This window comes from Streptomyces sp. NPDC047017 (assembly GCF_040644175.1).
Taxonomy (GTDB): domain Bacteria; phylum Actinomycetota; class Actinomycetes; order Streptomycetales; family Streptomycetaceae; genus Streptomyces.
Genome location: NZ_JBEYVW010000017.1, coordinates 1 through 16,303, shown reverse-complemented (window position 1 = coordinate 16,303; position 16,303 = coordinate 1). Strand labels below are relative to the sequence as shown.

11 protein-coding genes are annotated in these 16,303 nt (G+C 71.8%); 5 read left to right on the top strand and 6 right to left on the bottom strand.

From position 1 onward, the window contains the following. Positions 1–14 precede the first annotated feature (14 nt). Both ABZ858_RS26240 and ABZ858_RS26235 read left to right on the top strand, forming a co-directional pair. A complete protein-coding gene (locus ABZ858_RS26240; RefSeq protein WP_361383355.1) occupies positions 15–1,391 on the top strand; it encodes a cytochrome P450 in 1,377 nt (458 codons plus the stop codon). Between the two features lie 205 nt (positions 1,392–1,596). Further along, complete coding sequence (locus ABZ858_RS26235) at positions 1,597–2,742, top strand: tryptophan dimethylallyltransferase family protein (RefSeq protein WP_361383352.1); 1,146 nt, start codon at positions 1,597–1,599, stop codon at positions 2,740–2,742. A 69-nt stretch (positions 2,743–2,811) separates the two neighbouring features. Here the strand turns inward: ABZ858_RS26235 and ABZ858_RS26230 are convergent, their stop codons facing one another. From ABZ858_RS26230 to ABZ858_RS26215, 4 genes are all read right to left on the bottom strand, one after another. Next, positions 2,812–4,116, bottom strand: coding sequence for an NAD(P)-binding domain-containing protein (locus tag ABZ858_RS26230; RefSeq protein WP_361383349.1), 1,305 nt, complete (start codon positions 4,114–4,116; stop codon positions 2,812–2,814). 262 nt (positions 4,117–4,378) lie between these two features. After that, positions 4,379–4,798 (bottom strand): hypothetical protein, encoded by a 420-nt coding sequence (locus ABZ858_RS26225; RefSeq protein ID WP_361383346.1) that lies wholly within the window; start codon positions 4,796–4,798, stop codon positions 4,379–4,381. A 289-nt stretch (positions 4,799–5,087) separates the two neighbouring features. Continuing rightward, positions 5,088–9,023: a LamG-like jellyroll fold domain-containing protein gene (locus ABZ858_RS26220; RefSeq protein WP_361383343.1), complete on the bottom strand. Its 3,936-nt coding sequence runs from the start codon at positions 9,021–9,023 to the stop codon at positions 5,088–5,090. 441 nt (positions 9,024–9,464) lie between these two features. Further along, positions 9,465–10,016 (bottom strand): hypothetical protein, encoded by a 552-nt coding sequence (locus ABZ858_RS26215; protein WP_361383340.1) that lies wholly within the window; start codon positions 10,014–10,016, stop codon positions 9,465–9,467. 536 nt (positions 10,017–10,552) lie between these two features. Here ABZ858_RS26215 and ABZ858_RS26210 point away from each other — a divergent pair. Then, on the top strand, positions 10,553–13,042 hold the full coding sequence (locus ABZ858_RS26210; protein WP_361383336.1) for a hypothetical protein: 2,490 nt from the start codon (positions 10,553–10,555) through the stop codon (positions 13,040–13,042). A 51-nt stretch (positions 13,043–13,093) separates the two neighbouring features. Then, positions 13,094–13,777: a hypothetical protein gene (locus ABZ858_RS26205; RefSeq protein ID WP_361383333.1), complete on the top strand. Its 684-nt coding sequence runs from the start codon at positions 13,094–13,096 to the stop codon at positions 13,775–13,777. A 63-nt stretch (positions 13,778–13,840) separates the two neighbouring features. Here ABZ858_RS26205 and ABZ858_RS26200 read toward each other — a convergent pair whose 3' ends face one another. Continuing rightward, positions 13,841–14,824 (bottom strand): polyprenyl synthetase family protein, encoded by a 984-nt coding sequence (locus ABZ858_RS26200; RefSeq protein WP_361383330.1) that lies wholly within the window; start codon positions 14,822–14,824, stop codon positions 13,841–13,843. Positions 14,825–15,019: 195 nt separating this feature from the next. Here ABZ858_RS26200 and galE point away from each other — a divergent pair, with 195 nt between their 5' ends. After that, on the top strand, positions 15,020–16,021 hold the full coding sequence (galE, locus tag ABZ858_RS26195; RefSeq protein WP_361383327.1) for a UDP-glucose 4-epimerase GalE: 1,002 nt from the start codon (positions 15,020–15,022) through the stop codon (positions 16,019–16,021). 166 nt (positions 16,022–16,187) lie between these two features. On the opposite strand, the gene ABZ858_RS26190 is transcribed toward galE, so the two are convergent. Then, positions 16,188–16,303: adenosylhomocysteinase (locus ABZ858_RS26190; RefSeq protein ID WP_361383759.1), on the bottom strand; the 116-nt coding region annotated here is incomplete at its 5' end.

Sequence of the window (16,303 nt, the reverse complement as noted above, 5' to 3'; positions counted from 1 at the left end):
AGACCGAGAACGACATGGACGCTCACGACACCTTCCCGGCCCCGCCGCCCGGCTGCCCGGCCCACGGCTCCGGCGGCCGGGTCCCGCTGTACGGGCCGGAGTTCGCCGCGGCTCCGCAGGCGTACTACGACTACCTGCGTCACTACGGGCCCGCCGCGCCCGTCGAGCTGGCCCCGGGCGTGGAGGCGACCTTGGTCACCGACTACGCGGCGGCGCTGCACCTGCTCCAGGACTCCGGCTCGTTCCGCAAGGACGCGCGCCGCTGGCGGGCCTTCAACGAGGGCAAGGTCGGCCCGGACAGCCCGGTCGCCCCGCTGCTGGCGTACCGGCCCAACTGCATGTTCGCCGACGGCGCCGACCATCTGCGGCTGCGCCAGGCCGTCACCGACTCCATGGCCCGCCTGGACACGCGCCGGCTGACCCGCAGCACCGAGCAGGTCTCCGGCTACCTCGTGGCCCAGTTCGGCGGGCGCGGCTCGGCCGATCTGCTGGGCGACTACGCCAAGCAGCTCCCGCTGTTCGTGTTCAACGAACTCTTCGGCTGCCCGGCCGACATCGGGGACCGGGTGCTGTTCGGCATCTCCGGCATGTTCGACGGCGTGAACGCGGACAAGGCCGCCGAGGTGCTGTTCCAGGCCGTGGGGGAACTGGTCGCGCTCAAGCGGAGCAGGCCCGGCGACGACGTGGCGACCTGGCTGCTGCAGCACCGGGCGGGGCTGACCGACGAGGAGATGGTGCACCAGCTCGCGCTGTTGCTGGCGGCCGGCACCGAGCCGCTGCGCAACCTCATCGGCAACACCCTGCACCGGCTGCTCACCCACGACCGGTACGCCCGTGAGGGCGGCCTGATCGACGAGGCGCTCGACGACACGCTGTGGGAGAACCCGCCCATGTCGAACTTCGCGCCGCACTACCCGGCCACCGACATGGAGTTCGCCGGGCAGCAGTTCCAGGCGGGCGATCTGGTGCTGGTCAGCTTCGCCGGCGCCAACACCGGTCCGGCGCTGACGGCCTCCCGCCAGGCCGGGAGCAACCGGGCGCACCTGGCGTGGAGCGCGGGCCCGCACGCCTGCCCGTCCAAGGAGCCGGCCCGGCACATCACGGTCACCGCGATCGAGAACCTGCTCAACCAGCTGCCCGATGTGCGTCTCGCCGTCCCCGAGGACAGCCTGGCCTGGCGTCCCGGGCCCTTCCACCGGGCGCTGGCCACGCTCCCGGCCCGCTTCACCCCGGTACAGCCGGCCCGCAGGGCCGACGCGGGCTCCGCCGCCCCGACGCGGCCCACGCCCTCCGCGTCCTCCGCGCAGGAGACCCAGGGAGCGCAGGCGGCCGGGCGCAGGCCGGAACGCGGCGGGATGTGGAGCCAGTTCCTCAACTGGCTGACGAGGTGACCAGCCCGACACCCGACCGGCCCGTCCCCTCAGCATGAACGTTCGACGGCAGGGGTAGTGAGCACGCGGTATTCACATCGCGTGCAAACTAAGGAGGTGTCGTGGACGAGATATCCACGGACGCCGCTTTCCCGTCGAGAATCCTGATACCCGCCTCAGCAGGCGGGTATTCCCCTGTGAGCGCTTTCTCCCGCGGGGCGGGCCGGTGAGCGCCGTCGCGGGCGGCGGCAGACCGCCCGCCGCGCCCACGCTCGGCGGCCTGACCGGCGGGCAGTTGCGCAGGCTGTGCGCGGTCGCGGAGCTGTCCGACGCGGACACCGACGCGTACGCCTGGGTGCTGACCGAGTCGCTGGGCCCGGTCGCCGAGCGGGCCCTGGACCTGCCGCCGCCGAGCCCCACCTTCCTCTCCGACGACCACACCCCCGTCGAGTTCTCGCTCTCCTTCCAGCAGGGCTCGGCCCCGTCCCTGCGGATGCTCGTGGACCCCGGCTGCGGCGCGGCCGACCTGGCCGGCAACGGGCGGATCGGGCTGGAGACCGTCCGGGCGATGGCGGAGCGCTGGCGTTTCGGCACGGACTCCCTGGACGCGGTGGCGGACCTGTTCCTGCCCGACGCGCCGCACGGCCCGCTGGCCCTGTGGTGCGCGCTGGAACTGCGCCCGGGCGGCGTGCCCGCGGTCAAGGTCTACCTCAACCCGTCCGCGCACGGTCCCGAGCACCGCACGGAGACGGTACGGGAGGCGCTGGGGCGGCTCGGCCACCACAAGGGGTTCGCCGCGCTGCCCGAGACGGACGGCTACCTGTTCTTCGCCTTGGACCTGGGCGACTGGAGCGCGCCCCGGGCGAAGGTGTACCTGCGCCACGACGGGCTGTCGGCCGTGCGGGCGGGGCGGCTGTCGCGGATGGACCCCGGACCCGGCGCGGCGCAGATCGAGGAGTTCTTCCGCATCGCCGCGGGCGCCGGCCGCGACGGCGTACGGCTGACCAGGCGTCCGGGCCAGACCTGCCACTCCTTCACCGACCCCGGCGCGCCGTGGCCCAGCGGCTTCACCCTGCACGTCCCCGTCCGGGACTACTCCCCGCACGACGGGGAGTCCCTGGACCGCGCGGCGAGCGCGCTGTTCCGGCACGGCATGAACGCGGCCCCGCTGGTGCGCGCCCTGGCGGCCATGTCGCCCCGGCGGCCCGAGGACGGGGTCGGGATGATCGCCTACCTCTCGCTGGCCCACCAGCAGGGCCGGCCGCCGCGGGTGACGACGTACCTGTCCTGTGAGGCGTACGCGGTCCGGCCGCCGGCGGGCGCGGCGCGGCACCCGGTACAGGCGGTGCCGGCGGGGCAGACGGCGCGCTGACAGCAGCGGCCTGGTGCGGCAGCGGTACCGGCGTGCTGCCGGGCGCCGCGTTCGGGGGCCGCACCCTGCTCAGACCTTCAGTACGTCCCGCAGCTCGGCCAGGTACGGGCCCACGTCGACCTGGATCGAGGCGCCCTGGGTGCGGCCGTAGCGCTGGGCGATCGCGTCGAGATGGGCGGTGACCTCCTCGCGCATGCCGTCCGGCGCGGGCAGGTCGACCGAGCCCTCGATGATGCCGGCCACCCAGCGTGCCTGCGCCTCCACCAGCCGGCTGACCGAGCCCACCGGGCGGATCAGGCCGACGAAGTACAGGCCGGGCCGGTCGGGTGCGACGACCCGGCGGTACAGCTCGACCGAGCCGTCCGCTCCCGTGGGGCAGCCGGCGGGCAGGAACGGGAACGCCATGCGGAAGCCGGTGCAGTAGACGACCGCGTCGGCCTGCACCGAGGTGTCGTCGGTGAAGACGACCCGACTGCCCTCGAACCGGGCGATGGCGGGCTTGGGGACGACCGCGCCGTGCCGGATCCGGCTGAGGATCTCGTCGGAGATGGTGACCGCCGAGGAGAAGACGGGGTGGTCCGGCTCGGGCAGCCCGTAGTCGGCGAGGCTGCCCCGGGCGACCTTCAGCGCCTCCTCCACGAACGTGCGCCGCTCGGCGAAGGACATCTCGTTGAACCAGGGGGCCTCGGCGATCTCGTCGCAGGGGATGCCGTACAGCTGCTTGGGCACGATATGCAGGCCGCGGCGGACCGAGAGCACGGTGCGAGCCGCGTTGCGCGACAGGTCGGCGGCGATGTCGACCGCGGAGGCCCCGAGGCCGACGACGACGACCCGCTGGTCGGCGAAGTCCCGTCCGTCCCGGTAGTCGAGGGAGTGCAGGATCGTGCCGGGGAAGGAGCCGGAGCCCTGCGGGAGGGGGTCGGGCAGGACCGGCTCGGTGTGGTGGCCGGAGGCGACGATGACATGTTCGAACCGCCGCGACGCCACCGCGCCGTCCGCGTCCCGGCTGACCACCGTCCAGGTGCCCTCCGTGTCACGCCGCGCGGACAGCACCTCGGTGCGCAGCTCGATGTGGCCGAGCACACCGGAGTCCCGGGCGAAGCCGCGCAGATAGGCGGCTATCTCGTCGTGCCGCGGGTAGAGGGGGTAGTCGTCCGGCATCGGGTAGCCGAACCCGCTGTACCCGGTCAGCGACTTGGCGGTGTTGATGTGCAGCGTCCGGTAGCCGGGCCCGCGCTCGCCCGCCCCCGGCTGGCGCCAGATCCCGCCGACGTCCGGGGCCTTCTCCAGGCAGACGAACCCGATCCCGCGCTCCCGCAGCGCGTAGGCCGCGGCCAGCCCCGACATACCCGCACCGATCACACAGACACGCAAGGTTTCCCCCAGGTCAGACGCCGTCCCTCCCCCGTCCGGGCGTTGATTGCCCATCAGCACCTTTCCACACACCCGCACGGGTGCCAATCGGACGTGTCGCTCGTCACGTCATGCAATTTGCCCGGTTCTGTTGTGAATAAAGAGCCACTGTCCTGTCCGCGCACACCTGACCGCGGTCATGAAAAAATCCCTTCCGCCCTGGACCGCATCGCCAGGGAGGAAGGGATTTCCGCATTCTGGAATTCGCTCGAATTCCCGGAACTCAGAAGTGCGGGTCGAGCAGGGACCCGAAGGTGTAATCATTGGCCGAGAACGTCAGCTGGTTCGGGTCGTTGAGGGCCGCCGGGGCCGAACCCGGCTTGGCCAGGCTGGACGTCTGCTGGTAGTAGCCGTTGTGCGGGCGGAGGCAGTCCGTCCAGGTGTACGTGCCGGCGGCCAGGGTGATGTCGCGGCTCGGCAGGCGGCTGTTGTCCAGTATCTGCGTCCACGTGTACGTGCCGGCGGCCAGGGAGATGGTCTTGGTGGTGCACGCGTCGGCGTCGGACTCCACCGGAATGCCGTCCAGGTGGACGGTCCGCGTGTTGTACGCCGTGGAAGCCGCGCCGGCCGAACCGCCCGCGAGCGTGACGACCGCCGCCGCGGCGGCCGCGACAGCCGCCGCTTTCCCGAATGAGCCGATCATTCGATCCTCCCCATCAATGACGTGTGTACCGCATGGCGGCCCGCTCCGGACCGGGCCGTCCCCGCAGACTACCGGCGCCCTGAGCGATGCCGATCATGGCTGCCACGAAATCGCTCAAAATCATCTGCACCGGAATCCCCTGGTGGAACCCACTGCCCCTATGCGGTCGGCATTCCGCTCTCTTTCCGGTGATGAACCGGAGGAGTCCGTGCCGAGCACCCAGGTGGCCGAAAGGTGATCCACCCTGCGGCTCAGCCATCGGGGAGGGCAGCACGTCCTTTCCGGGTGGTTACGGGATCTGGTCGTGCAGTGCGGTCACCTGATTGGCGGTGAGGGCGTAGTCGTACAGTTGGGCGTCGCTGATCTCGCCCGGGAAGTAGTCCGTCAGGGTGCCGTTGTACTGGGCGGCGCCGGCGTCGTTGGCTCCGGTGGCCTTCCACGGCGTGATGCCGGTCGCGGTGCTGACCAGGCTTCCGTTGACGTAGAGCTGTGCCGTCCTCGTGGCCGCGTCGTAGACGCCGACCAGATGGGTCCAGCTTCCGGCGGCGGGTGTGCCGCCGACGGCTCCCTTGAAGGACGGGCTGGTGGTGTCCGCCGAGGTGAAGTCGAACGCCCACTTCGGTGAGCCGCTGTCGGGCTCGTACTTCAGGTAGAACGGGCTGGCCGTGGTCCCGTTGACGGAGAACGCCGTGGCGTTCCCGCTCGGTGGGGTCGACAGCTTGACCCAGGTGGAGAGGGTGAAGCTCGCCGAGGTGTCGAAACCGCCGGTGCCGGCCGCGTAGCCGGCGGTGCCGTCCAGGGAGAGCACGGTGCCGCGGCTGGTGTCGGTGGCCCAGGCGGCCGAGCCGGCCAGGGTGAGCGGATCGTTGCCGAGGTTGGGGTCGGTGCCCGCGGCGTCGAGGGTGTTGAGGGTGTCGGTGGCCGCGGTGTCCGTGGCGACCGGCATGCCGGAGCCGTCGTCGAAGTTCCAGGTGTCTTCGGGTGACAGCAGAGCGGAACTCAGCGCTCCGAAGCCGGCCAGGGAGAGGTTGGCGTGGTCGCCGCTGTCCTCGGCGGGGGACAGCTTCTCCTCACCGGTGGTGCTGTCCTCGACGGCCACGGCGGCGTCGAAGTCGGCGAAGTAGGCGGCGGGCGTGCCCCAGGGGTTGCCCAGGTTCATGCCGCCGAGGAAGGCGTTGGTGTCGGTGCGGTCGGCGTCGACGGTGCTGCTGCACGGGTCGTTGGGCGTGGCGCCGTCGCCGGCGAAGCCCTCGCACGGGGTATGCGAGGTCAGGACGACGTTCACGCCCCAGCCCTGGAGCTGCTGGACCAGGGCGGTGTAGCCGTCGCCGTCGAGACTGTCGCTGGTGGCGCCGGCGAGCAGGTCCTCCAGGCCCTCGTCGACGATCACGGTGCTGACACCCGGCTGGTCCAGGATGTCGCGGTCGAGACGGGACAGCGCCGAGGGACCGCCGATGGTGACGCTGTTGTGCGTCTCGGGGTAGTCCTTCATGAGCTGGTTGGACTCGATGCCCTCGGCCAATACCCCGTACGGGCTGGAGGTGGAGGGCACGGCCGTGGTCAGCGCGTCGGAGACGCGGGAGCCGTTGGAGTTGGGCAGGGTCGTGCCGGGCTCGAAGGGGTCGACGAGGTTGTCGCCGAGCACCGCCTCGGTGGGCAGGTCCGCGGACTGCACGTCCAGGTCGGTGACGAGGTCGGTGAAGTTGCCGTAGGCGGCGGCGTTCGTGGTGAACGGAGTGGCGCTGGTGCTGGTGGTGAGGTCCCCGGAGCCGACGGAGGTGACGTACTCGTAGGAGCCGCCCGCGTAGGAGTGCTGGACCAGATAGGGCACGGAGTTGCTGAGCTGGTAGGAGACCAGCAGGTACTGGCCCGCGGTCACGGTGAAGGGCAGCGGGTCGCTGTAGGCCATGCCTCCCTCGGGGATCGTGACGGACTGGCCGCCGCCGAACTTCAGTGTGGTCGGTGTGCCGGACGGTACGGCGCCGATCGTGGCCGGGGTCGAGCTGAGCGCGATGGTGGCGTGGCCGATGGTGAGCGGGCTGCCGCCGAGGGCGTCGTCCAGTTTGACGCGGACGGTGGAGCCGGATACCGAGGGCTTGAGCGCGATGCGGAAGGTCTGGTCGGAGAAGTTGCCGCCCAGCAGGTTGTAGTCGTTCTCGGTGGCGTCGGCCCAGGCGCCGGTCCAGGACTGTCCGGCGGGCGCGGCGGTGTAGCTGCCGTTCGTCTTCGCGGTGCCCGCGGTGGTGTTCCGGGTGCCCAGCGAGAAGATGTGCAGGCCCTGCTGGTGGGGGGCGACGGAAGCGGACACGTCCGGCAGGGTGACCGAGGCGATGGTCTTGGACGCATCGATCGGCACGGAGAACGCGTACAGCCTGCGGGCGGTGGCGGTCTGCGCGGTGCCGCTGTCGTAGTGCGGGAGTTCGACCGCGGCGATCGGGTCCACGGACGAGCTCCAGTCCGGGACGGTCAGGTCGTAGCCCGTGGAGGTGCCGTCGGTGTAGGTGATGGCGCCGCTCGCCGGGCAGGCGTCGGCGGGGTCGGTCCCGCTGAAGCAGTACGAGCCGCTCACCGCGGTGCCGCTCGGCACGTAGGGGGCGGTGTCGTCACCGGCGAACGCTCCCGGGTCGCTCAGCCCGGCCCAGGTCGAGGTGCCCAGGAACACCAGCGCGTTGCCCGTGCCGGAGTAGGTGACGGTCTGGTTCGCGGCCAGGACGTTGTCCTTCTGGCCGGAGCCGAAGCCGGGCAGGGTCAGGGTGGCGCCGTCGACGGTCACCTTGCCGCCGCTCTTCCAGCCGGCCCCCGTCAGGTCGGTGGCGGAGAAGCTGTGCCCGGAGCCGTCCAGGTCGCCCTTGCCCTTGTCGCTGTCGGCGCTGATGCCCACGTTGTCGTAGCAGGCGGCCAGGGAGGCGCAGGTGGTGGCGGTGTGCCCGGCGGCGACGAAGGGGTAGGCGAAGTCGCCGGAGTCGTCCCCGGCGCCGTCGACCGCGTACACGTACAGGGTGTGCGGGCCCGAGGAGGGCGGGGTGACCTTGACGGTGGCCTTGTTGCCACTGGCGGTCACGGTCTCGGCGGCCGGCGGGTTGCTGGTGGCCGGCGGGACGTCGAGGCCGTAGACGAACTTCGTGGCGCTGGTGCCGGAACCGTCGATGTCGAAGGTGCCCGCGGTGCCGGCCGCGGCGCCCACGGCGGCGTCGTCATCGGTGTTCGGGTACAGGTCGTGCTCCGAGATCACCGACGGGGTGTCCGGGGCGGTGGGTTCGGCGGTGAAGTGGCAGGTCGGCGAGTTGGTGTAGGACGTGGCGTCCATGCCGTCGCTGACCTTGACCTCCCAGTCGACGGTCTTGCCGTTACTCTGCGAGGAGATGAAGCTCGCGGGCAGCGAGACGGAGGCGTCGCCGCCGGAGGACAGGTTGTCTCCGCTGGTGAGCGTGGACTTGCTGGACGAGCCGTCGATCCAGTACTGGAAGGTGGCCTGGAGCTTGTCGCCGTTGGGGTCCGTGACCTTGGCCTTGAGCACCGGCGGGGTGGCGGCGATGGTCTTGCCCATGTACGGGTAGGGCGAGGTGGTGTCGCAGCCCGCGTGGTCGGCGCCGGAGACGGCGGACATGGTGGAGGCGCTCGGGTTCTTCGGCGCGTTGTTGTAGAAGATCTGCAGGGTCGGGTTGTGATCGAAGCGCCTGAAGCCGAGGTCGTTGTGCGAGGACTCCATCGAGTCCTCGCTCAGGGTCGCGGTGAAGCTGCTGGAGTGCCCGCCGGCCGCGCTCTTGATCGGGGTGAGCACGTTGAACCCGTTGGTGGTGCTGCCGTTCTTCGGGCAGTACGTCGGGTTGTAGGACGGGGCGAAGGCGGCCGAGGTGGAGTAGCTGTTGTAGCCGGGGCGGTTGCTCCAGTCGGTGCCCTTGCCGATGCCCTTGGACCAGTGCAGGTTCACCGTCGCGGTGGTCGAGCAGGACGCGGAGTAGAGGGCGGTGGCGTCCACCTCGGCGCTGTGGATGTCGGCGCCCCAGATGGTCTTCGACAGGCTCCACTGGTAGATGGCGTGTTCGTCACCGGTGTTGCACAGGCCCTCGGGCCAGCCGTTGTAGCCCACGCCCAGATTGCCGTTGTCGGCCATCGAGCCGGTCTTGTCGTAGAAGGAGTTGCCCGGGCAGCCCTGCTTGACCTCGTCGAAGGCGGGCTTCTGGTAGTCCGTGGGGTGCCAGTTGACCGACGGGTCGACGTACAACCGGCCAAACCGTCTTCGTGGCCGTGAGCATGGCGTGGTCCGGGACCAGCGTCAGCGCGCCGGAGGCGACCTCGGTGCGGACGGGTGCGGTCCGGGCGGCGAGTCCGGGGTGGGCGGCGTCGGAGGAGTCGGCGGCGACCTTCGCGCCAGCCGGCTGGTGGGCGCTCGCGGGCAGGGCGCGGTTGGAGTCCCACTGCAGGGCGGTGGGGGCGTCGGCCACCACGTGCCCGTGGCTGTCGGTGACCGTCAGCCCGCTGTCGCCGGCCTGCGCGAGGTGGCCGCCGCAGACGGTCGTGGCCAGGCGCAGCGCGGCCAGCTTCGGGTTCCTCGCCGCGGCGGCGGAGTGCACGACCAGGGTGTCGCTCAGGCCGCTGGCGGGGGTGGCGGCCACGCGCAGGTCGATGCCGGGCAGCACGGACGGGTAGGTGGCGGTCGCCCCCGTCACGCGGGGCGCGGGCAGGGCGGTGGGCCAGGACAGGGTGAGCGAGACGCCGCCGGAGCGGGTGACGGCAGCGGTCCGGTGCCGCCGCCGGAGAAGGCCGTGGTGCCGTAGGCGGTGGCCCTGGGCGCCCAGCCGCCGTCGGCGCGGTGCACGAGTGTCAGGTCCACCGGAACCCAGCGGCCGGCCTGTTCGGTGCGGACCGGCAGCGGGTTGACGGCCATGCCGAAGCGGCCGTCCGGCAGGGCCTCGACCTGGGTGGTGGGGGTGGTCAGGGAGGAGACCACCACCGGCTTGCCGGTGGCACGGGCCCGGGCGCCGGCCGCCTGCATCGCGGCCTGGTCGGCCGGGGTGGGGCCGTAGCCGTCGGGCAGCGGGGTCAGTCCCTCCGGGGCGGCGGTGTGCCCCGCGGCCGGCGCGCTCGTGCCGGTCCGCTGGAGGGCGTGGCCGGCGGACGCGGTGGCCCCGGCGGCGTGGACGAGTGCCGCGCCGAGTGCGCTGACCCCCAGCACCACAAGGCCCGTCAGCGCCGTGCGCCGTCTTCTGCGGCGCATTCCCGCGCGGAATATGTGCATCGGATTCCTGTCTCTCGACACCGCCCGGGACAGCGCCCGGGGAATGTAGAGAGGCACAGTAATTGGCCCTCACCTGAGACAACTTGCCCATGACAGCAGTTCATGCGGCTTTGATTCGGCACAATCAGATATGCCCATGTCAATCGTTTGATCAAGGAAGTAAAGACTGGATCAGGAGATCCGCCCGGCGGAGCCGTACCGCTCCCGATGCCGCCCGCGGAATCCCTGCCGGGTCAAGCCCGTATCTTCACATTGCGATGAGCACGTCATCTTCGCGTCAAATCGCTTCGCTGCCCAGGTCAGCGGGGTGAACGAGCCGCCTACGATCGGCGTTCGATCTCTTGATCATCACAATTTGTCCATGACTCGTACGAGTCTGTCTCCGGGGAGTGAAGGCTGCCGTGGTTATAGGAGGGCGCCAACGCGTCGTCAGGTCCGGGAGACACAGATCCGGGCGGTCCTACGTCAGAGGGCTCCTCGCCGCGGTGGTGACCACGGCTGTCACGGTGACCACCATGGGCACCGTGCAAGGGGTGCGCCACTGGCCGGCCGCGCCGCACGACACCCGGTCGGTCCCGGTGCACGCGGTCGCCTCGCACTACCGCTCGCCCGCCGAGCTGCCGTCCTGGACGCCCGCCGAGGCAGTCTGGCCGGCCGGCTCGGCCCAAGTCTCCGTGGACGGCGGCACCGACGCGCGGGCCGGCTCCCTGCCGGTGTGGCTGGGACCGGCGCACCACGGCGCCCGCGCGGCGCACTCCGGGCCGCGCACGTCCGCCGCCCCGGGCCGCGCGACGGTCACGGTGCTGCCCCGCTCGGCCGCACAGGCCGCGGGCGTCGACGGCGTCCTGCTGAAGATCGCGCCGGCCGCCGGGCGGTCCGGGACCGGTGCGACCCACCTGACCGTGGACTACCGGTCGTTCGCGGACGCCTACGGCGCGGACTGGGCCTCCAGGCTGCGCTTGGTCGCCCTGCCAGCCTGTGTGCTGACCACTCCCTCGGCGCGCGCGTGCCGGACCGCCACCGACCTGGGGTCCAGCAACGACGCGCACGCCGGCCGGGTCTCCGCCGACCTGCCGGCGGGACCGGCCACCGCGTCCGGCCGGGCGCTGACGCCGAAGGCGGCCACCGCCGCCACCGCCGCGTCGGCCGCGACCGTCGTCGCCGCGACGTCCTCGCCCGGCGGCGGTGGCGGCGACTTCACCGCCACCTCCCTCAAGCCGTCCGGCTCCTGGCAGGCGGGCGGCAGCACCGACGCGTTCACCTGGTCCTACCCGCTCAGCACACCCGCGGCTCCCGGCGGCCTCACCCCGGGCCTGACGGTCTCCTACAACTCCCAGAGCGTCGACGGGCTGACCTCCTCGACCAACAACCAGGCATCGATCGTCGGCGACGGGTTCTCGCTGCCGGAGAGCTACATCGAGCGCTCGTACCAGTCCTGCCACCAGAACCCGTCCGGGACGACGAAGACCTGGGACAACTGCTGGTCGGGCGACAACCAGCTGACGTTGTCGCTCAACGGGACGACCACCCGCGTCATCAAGGACGACACCACCGGCACCTACCGCGCCCAGGGTGACACGGGCGAGAAGATCCAGTACTTGACCGGTGCCACCAACGGAGCCCAGCGCGGCGAGTACTTCCGGGTCACCACGGCCAACGGCACCCAGTACACCTTCGGCCTCGACCACCTGCCCGGCTACGCGAGCGGTGACACGGCGACGAACTCGGTGCTGACCGAGCCCGTGTACGCCACCGCCTCCGGGCAGCCCTGCTACAACGCCGCTTTCTCCTCCTCCTGGTGCCAGCAGGGTTACCGGTGGATGCTGGACTACGTCAAGGACACGCACGGCGACGCGATGTCCTACTTCTACAGCGACGACACCAACTACTACGCACGCGACCTGGGCAGCACCGCCAACACGCCCTACATCCGCGACGCCCGGCTGACGAAGATCCAGTACGGCCAGCGGGACGGCTACGTCTACTCCACCAGCCCCGCCGCGCAGGTCACCTTCAGCTACAACGGGCGCTGCAAGACCGCGCCGACCGGCTGCGCCGCCTCCTCGCTGTCCTCCTCGACCACCGCGAACTGGCCGGACGTCCCCTACGACCTGAACTGCGCCAACGGCGCCTCGTGCACATCGCAGTCTCCGTCGTTCTGGTGCACCTACGAACTGACCGGCGTGCAGACCCAGGCGCTGACCGGCACCGCCGAGAAGAACGTGGACTCATGGGCCTTCACCTACGCGTTCCCGCCCACCGGTGACGCGACCACGCCCTCGCTGTGGCTGTCGTCGATCGTGCACACCGGCCAGGACACCGGCGCCTGCGGGTCCTCCCGCTCGCTCAGCACGGCGCCGGTCACCTTCTCCGGCACACCGCTGTCCAACCGGGCCGACCTCACCGACAGGTACCCGCCGATCACCCGCTACCGGCTGAACACCGTCACGACCGAGACCGGCGAGATCATCAGCGTCGGCTACTCGGCCCCCGCGTGCGGGAGTTCCACCCCGGCCGACGACAGCCAGAACACCTCGCTGTGCTTCCCCTCGTACTGGACACCGAGCGGGCGGACCGCGCCGACGAAGGACTGGTTCAACAAGTACGTCGTCACCACGGTCACCCAGCAGGACCCGACCGGCGGCGGCGTCAGCGACGACACGGTCACCACGTACACACCGGTCGGCAAGCCGGCCTGGCGCCACGACGACAACCCGCTGACCCCCGCCGGCGAGCGGACGTGGAACGAGTGGCGCGGGTACCCGGGGATGAAGGTGTCCACCGGCACCGCCCCGGACCGGAGGACCGAGACGGACTACACGTACTTCCGCGGGATGGACGGCGACACCCTGCCGGGCGGAGCCACCCGCTCGGTGACCGTCGCCGACTCGCGCGGCGACAGCGTCCACGACCTTGACCGCGGAGTTTCTGACTGCGGAGGGTCTCTGACCAGCCACGCCCGGCAGGGGGCGCCGTGCGGCGCCGCCCGCCGGGCCCTATCGTGAACGGATCCGGCCGGTGCGACGATGCCGGCCGGAGTGGAGGAAGAGGAAGCCGTGCCGGAGTCCGTCAGCGTGGTGTGTCACGCGTGCAGGATCGGTCTGCCCCTGTGCGATGAACCGGTCGCCCGCGCGGCGTGGTGGAGGTTCCTGGACGAGCACGCCCACCACCCGGTCGAGATGCTGTGGGAGCACTCCGCCACCTGGGAAGTGATCGACATCGACTACATCCAGGTGGACAGCGACATCGAGGGCGATCCCTCGTTCGCCGAGTACGCGGGCGACGAGTGGAGGGGCCGCCCGCTCGCCCTGCTGCCCCGGCCGGTCGCCGGCGCGGTGGCCGGGATCACGGTACGCGCGCAGGACGTCATGGACGCCGGCCGGTGGCAGGCCGGACCGGCCGACGCGGCGGTGGCCGAACGGCTCCTGCGGACCATGGACTTCGCGCCGCCGTCCGACGCGGTGGTCGACGACGCCGCCGTGGCCGCCCGGTCGGCCGTGGCGCGCGCCGCCTCGGAGCGACTGCGCCGGGCCGCCGCCGAACCGCTCGGTGAGTCCTTCGGCGCGCTGCTGAGCGATCTCCTGGTCGCCCTGCCCCCGGTGGCGGACCTGCCGCTGGACGAGCCGCACACCGGGAGCGTCCGCCTGGCCCCGCCCCGGCTCTGGGACGTCGAACGGGCGCTGCGCCTGATCCAGCACCTTCTCGTGGGGGTCTCGCTGCGGCACGCCCCCGCGAGTTGACCGGCCGGGGAGAGGGGAGCGGAGGGAGTGGGGTGGGTTCGGCCGGGCAGGCTGCCGCTATCCCTATCCCTCGCCCTTGCGCAGCAGCATGCGTGACGAGCGGTCCACCAGATCGCGCAGGAGGGGCAGGTGGGCGTCGTCGCCGCCGAGGTCGTCCAGGACGCGGTGGGCCCGGTGGCGGAACGCGTCGAGGTCCTGCTCGTAGCGGCTCAGGACGTCGGGCGCGAGCAGGAGGCGGGTGAGTTCGGTGCGCGCGGGGGCCGAGTGCGTGGCGGCCCGGTGCAGGGACGTGAGGTGGGCGGCGGCGCCGGGAGCGGGGTCTTCGAGGGCGCAGGCGAGCAGGTAGGTCACGGTGCCGTTGCGCAGGTCCTCACCGCGGCCGGAGAGGATGTCCTCCTGGTCGTTGAAGAGCTGCCACAGCACGCCGAACACGTCCCCGAACTCGCGCCACAGCGCCACCCGCCGCCCGTCCGCGCCCGCAAGGAGCGCGGCCATGGCGGTGATCATGCTGTAGGGGGCGCCGGACTTGCCCAGGTAGACCTCGGTCACCGACGCGCGGGTGGCGCCCCGCACCTGTCCGCGCAGGTCCCGCAACTGCCCCTCGGCGGCGCCGATCGAGCACTTCACGACCTCGGCCGCCAGCAGCGCGCGTACCGGCTCGGGCACGGGCTGCGCCTGCACGACGAGCAGGGGCAGGGTGGTGCCCGCGAGGACGGTGGCGAGCAGGGCCTCGCTCTGGCCGAGGTCGCCCGCGGGGCACGCGCCCTGGGAGTCGGCCAGGTCGTCCAGGCAGCAGGCGGAGGTCCACCACAGGTCGTGGACGACGGCCAGCGGCAGCGCCGGGCGGGGGTCCCCCGTCTCGGCGGCGTGCACGATCAGCGGGAGCACCGACAGCGGGTAGGTGAACGTGCGGTGCTCCAGGAGGGCCGCGACGCCCTCCCGGACCGCGGGCGCGGCGGGGTCGAGCAGGGCGAGGGCGGCCGCGCGCGCCGCCTCGATCTCCGGCGCCAGCCGCCGGTGCAGCTCCTCGTACGACACCGCGTTCACCCCACGAACCCCCCACCAGCGAGTACAAACGTGCCGATTCGATCACTCCGCGTGAGTGCAGGGCTAGAGCATGTTTGCGCCATGGCTGATTCTCGCCCGGTCGTCACGCGGGGGAAGGCCGGTCGCGGCCCCGTGTAGCGTCGGGGTTGCCACGGCGACCCCGTGGGCATCCGCGAACGGAGCAGGACAGACCTCATGGACATCCTCATCACCGGTGGGGCCGGCTTCATCGGCAGCACCGTGGCATCCGCGGCGCTCGACGCCGGTCACCGGCCGATCCTGGTCGACAACCTGGTGACCGGGCGCGCCGAGTTCACCGAGGGCCGGATCTTCTACGAGGGCGACATCAGCGACGCGGCCCTGCTCGACAAGGTCTTCGACGACCACCCCGGCATCGAGGCGGTCGTCCACTGCGCCGCCCTGATCGTCGTCCCCGACTCGGTGGCCCGCCCCGTCGACTACTACCGCGCCAACGTCACCAAGACCCTGGAGCTGGTGGACAGGCTCACCGAACGCGGCTGCCGCCGCCTGCTGTTCAGCAGCTCGGCCGCCATCTACGCGGTCAACGACGACTTCACCGTGGACGAGACGTCCGCGCTGGCCCCGCTCAGCCCGTACGCCCGTACCAAGGCGGTCGTCGAGCAGATGCTGGCGGACGTCGCCGCGGCCACCGGCCTCAAGGTGCTGTCGCTGCGCTACTTCAACCCGATCGGCGCCGACCCGCAGATGCGCACGGGGCTCCAGGTCGCCGCCCCGAGTCACGCGCTGGGCAAGCTCATCGAGGCCCGGCGGGCCGGTGTGCCGTTCCGGCTGACCGGTGACGACTATCCGACCCGGGACGGCTCCGGCATCCGCGACTACATCCACGTGTGGGACCTGGCGCAGGCGCACCTGGCCGCGCTGGACCGGTTCGACGCGGTGCTGGGCGAGGACGACCACCGGGTGATCGACCTCGGCACCGGTACGGGCACCACCGTCAAGGAGCTGGTCCGGGCCTTCGAGTCGGTGACCGGCGAGCCGCTGGACGTGGTCGTCGCGCCCCGGCGCCCGGGCGACTCGGCCGGCGCCTACGCGCGCGGCGAGCGCGCGGCCCGGGAGCTGGGCTGGAGCCCGGTGCGCAGCGTCGAGCAGGGCATCGCGGACACGCTCACCTGGTTCGAGCGGCGCGCGGCGGTCCTGCCGGACCTGGCCGGCTGACAGCGGGCCCGGACGGCCGCCGGCCACTCCCCCGGCCCTCAGTCGATACCGCGGACGATGTGCGCCTCGGCCGGGTCCTCGTCCACCCCGGCCAGGTACAGCACGGGGGCTTGGACTTCTTCCTGGTGGTCGGGGTTCATGGCTCGCTCCTCGGTGGCTGGAGGGTTCAGTAGCGGTAGTGCTCCGGCTTGTAGGGGCCGTCGACGTCGACGCCGATGTACGCCGCCTGCTCCGGGCGCAGGGTGGTCAGCTTGACGCCGAGGGCGTCGAGGTGGAGGCGGG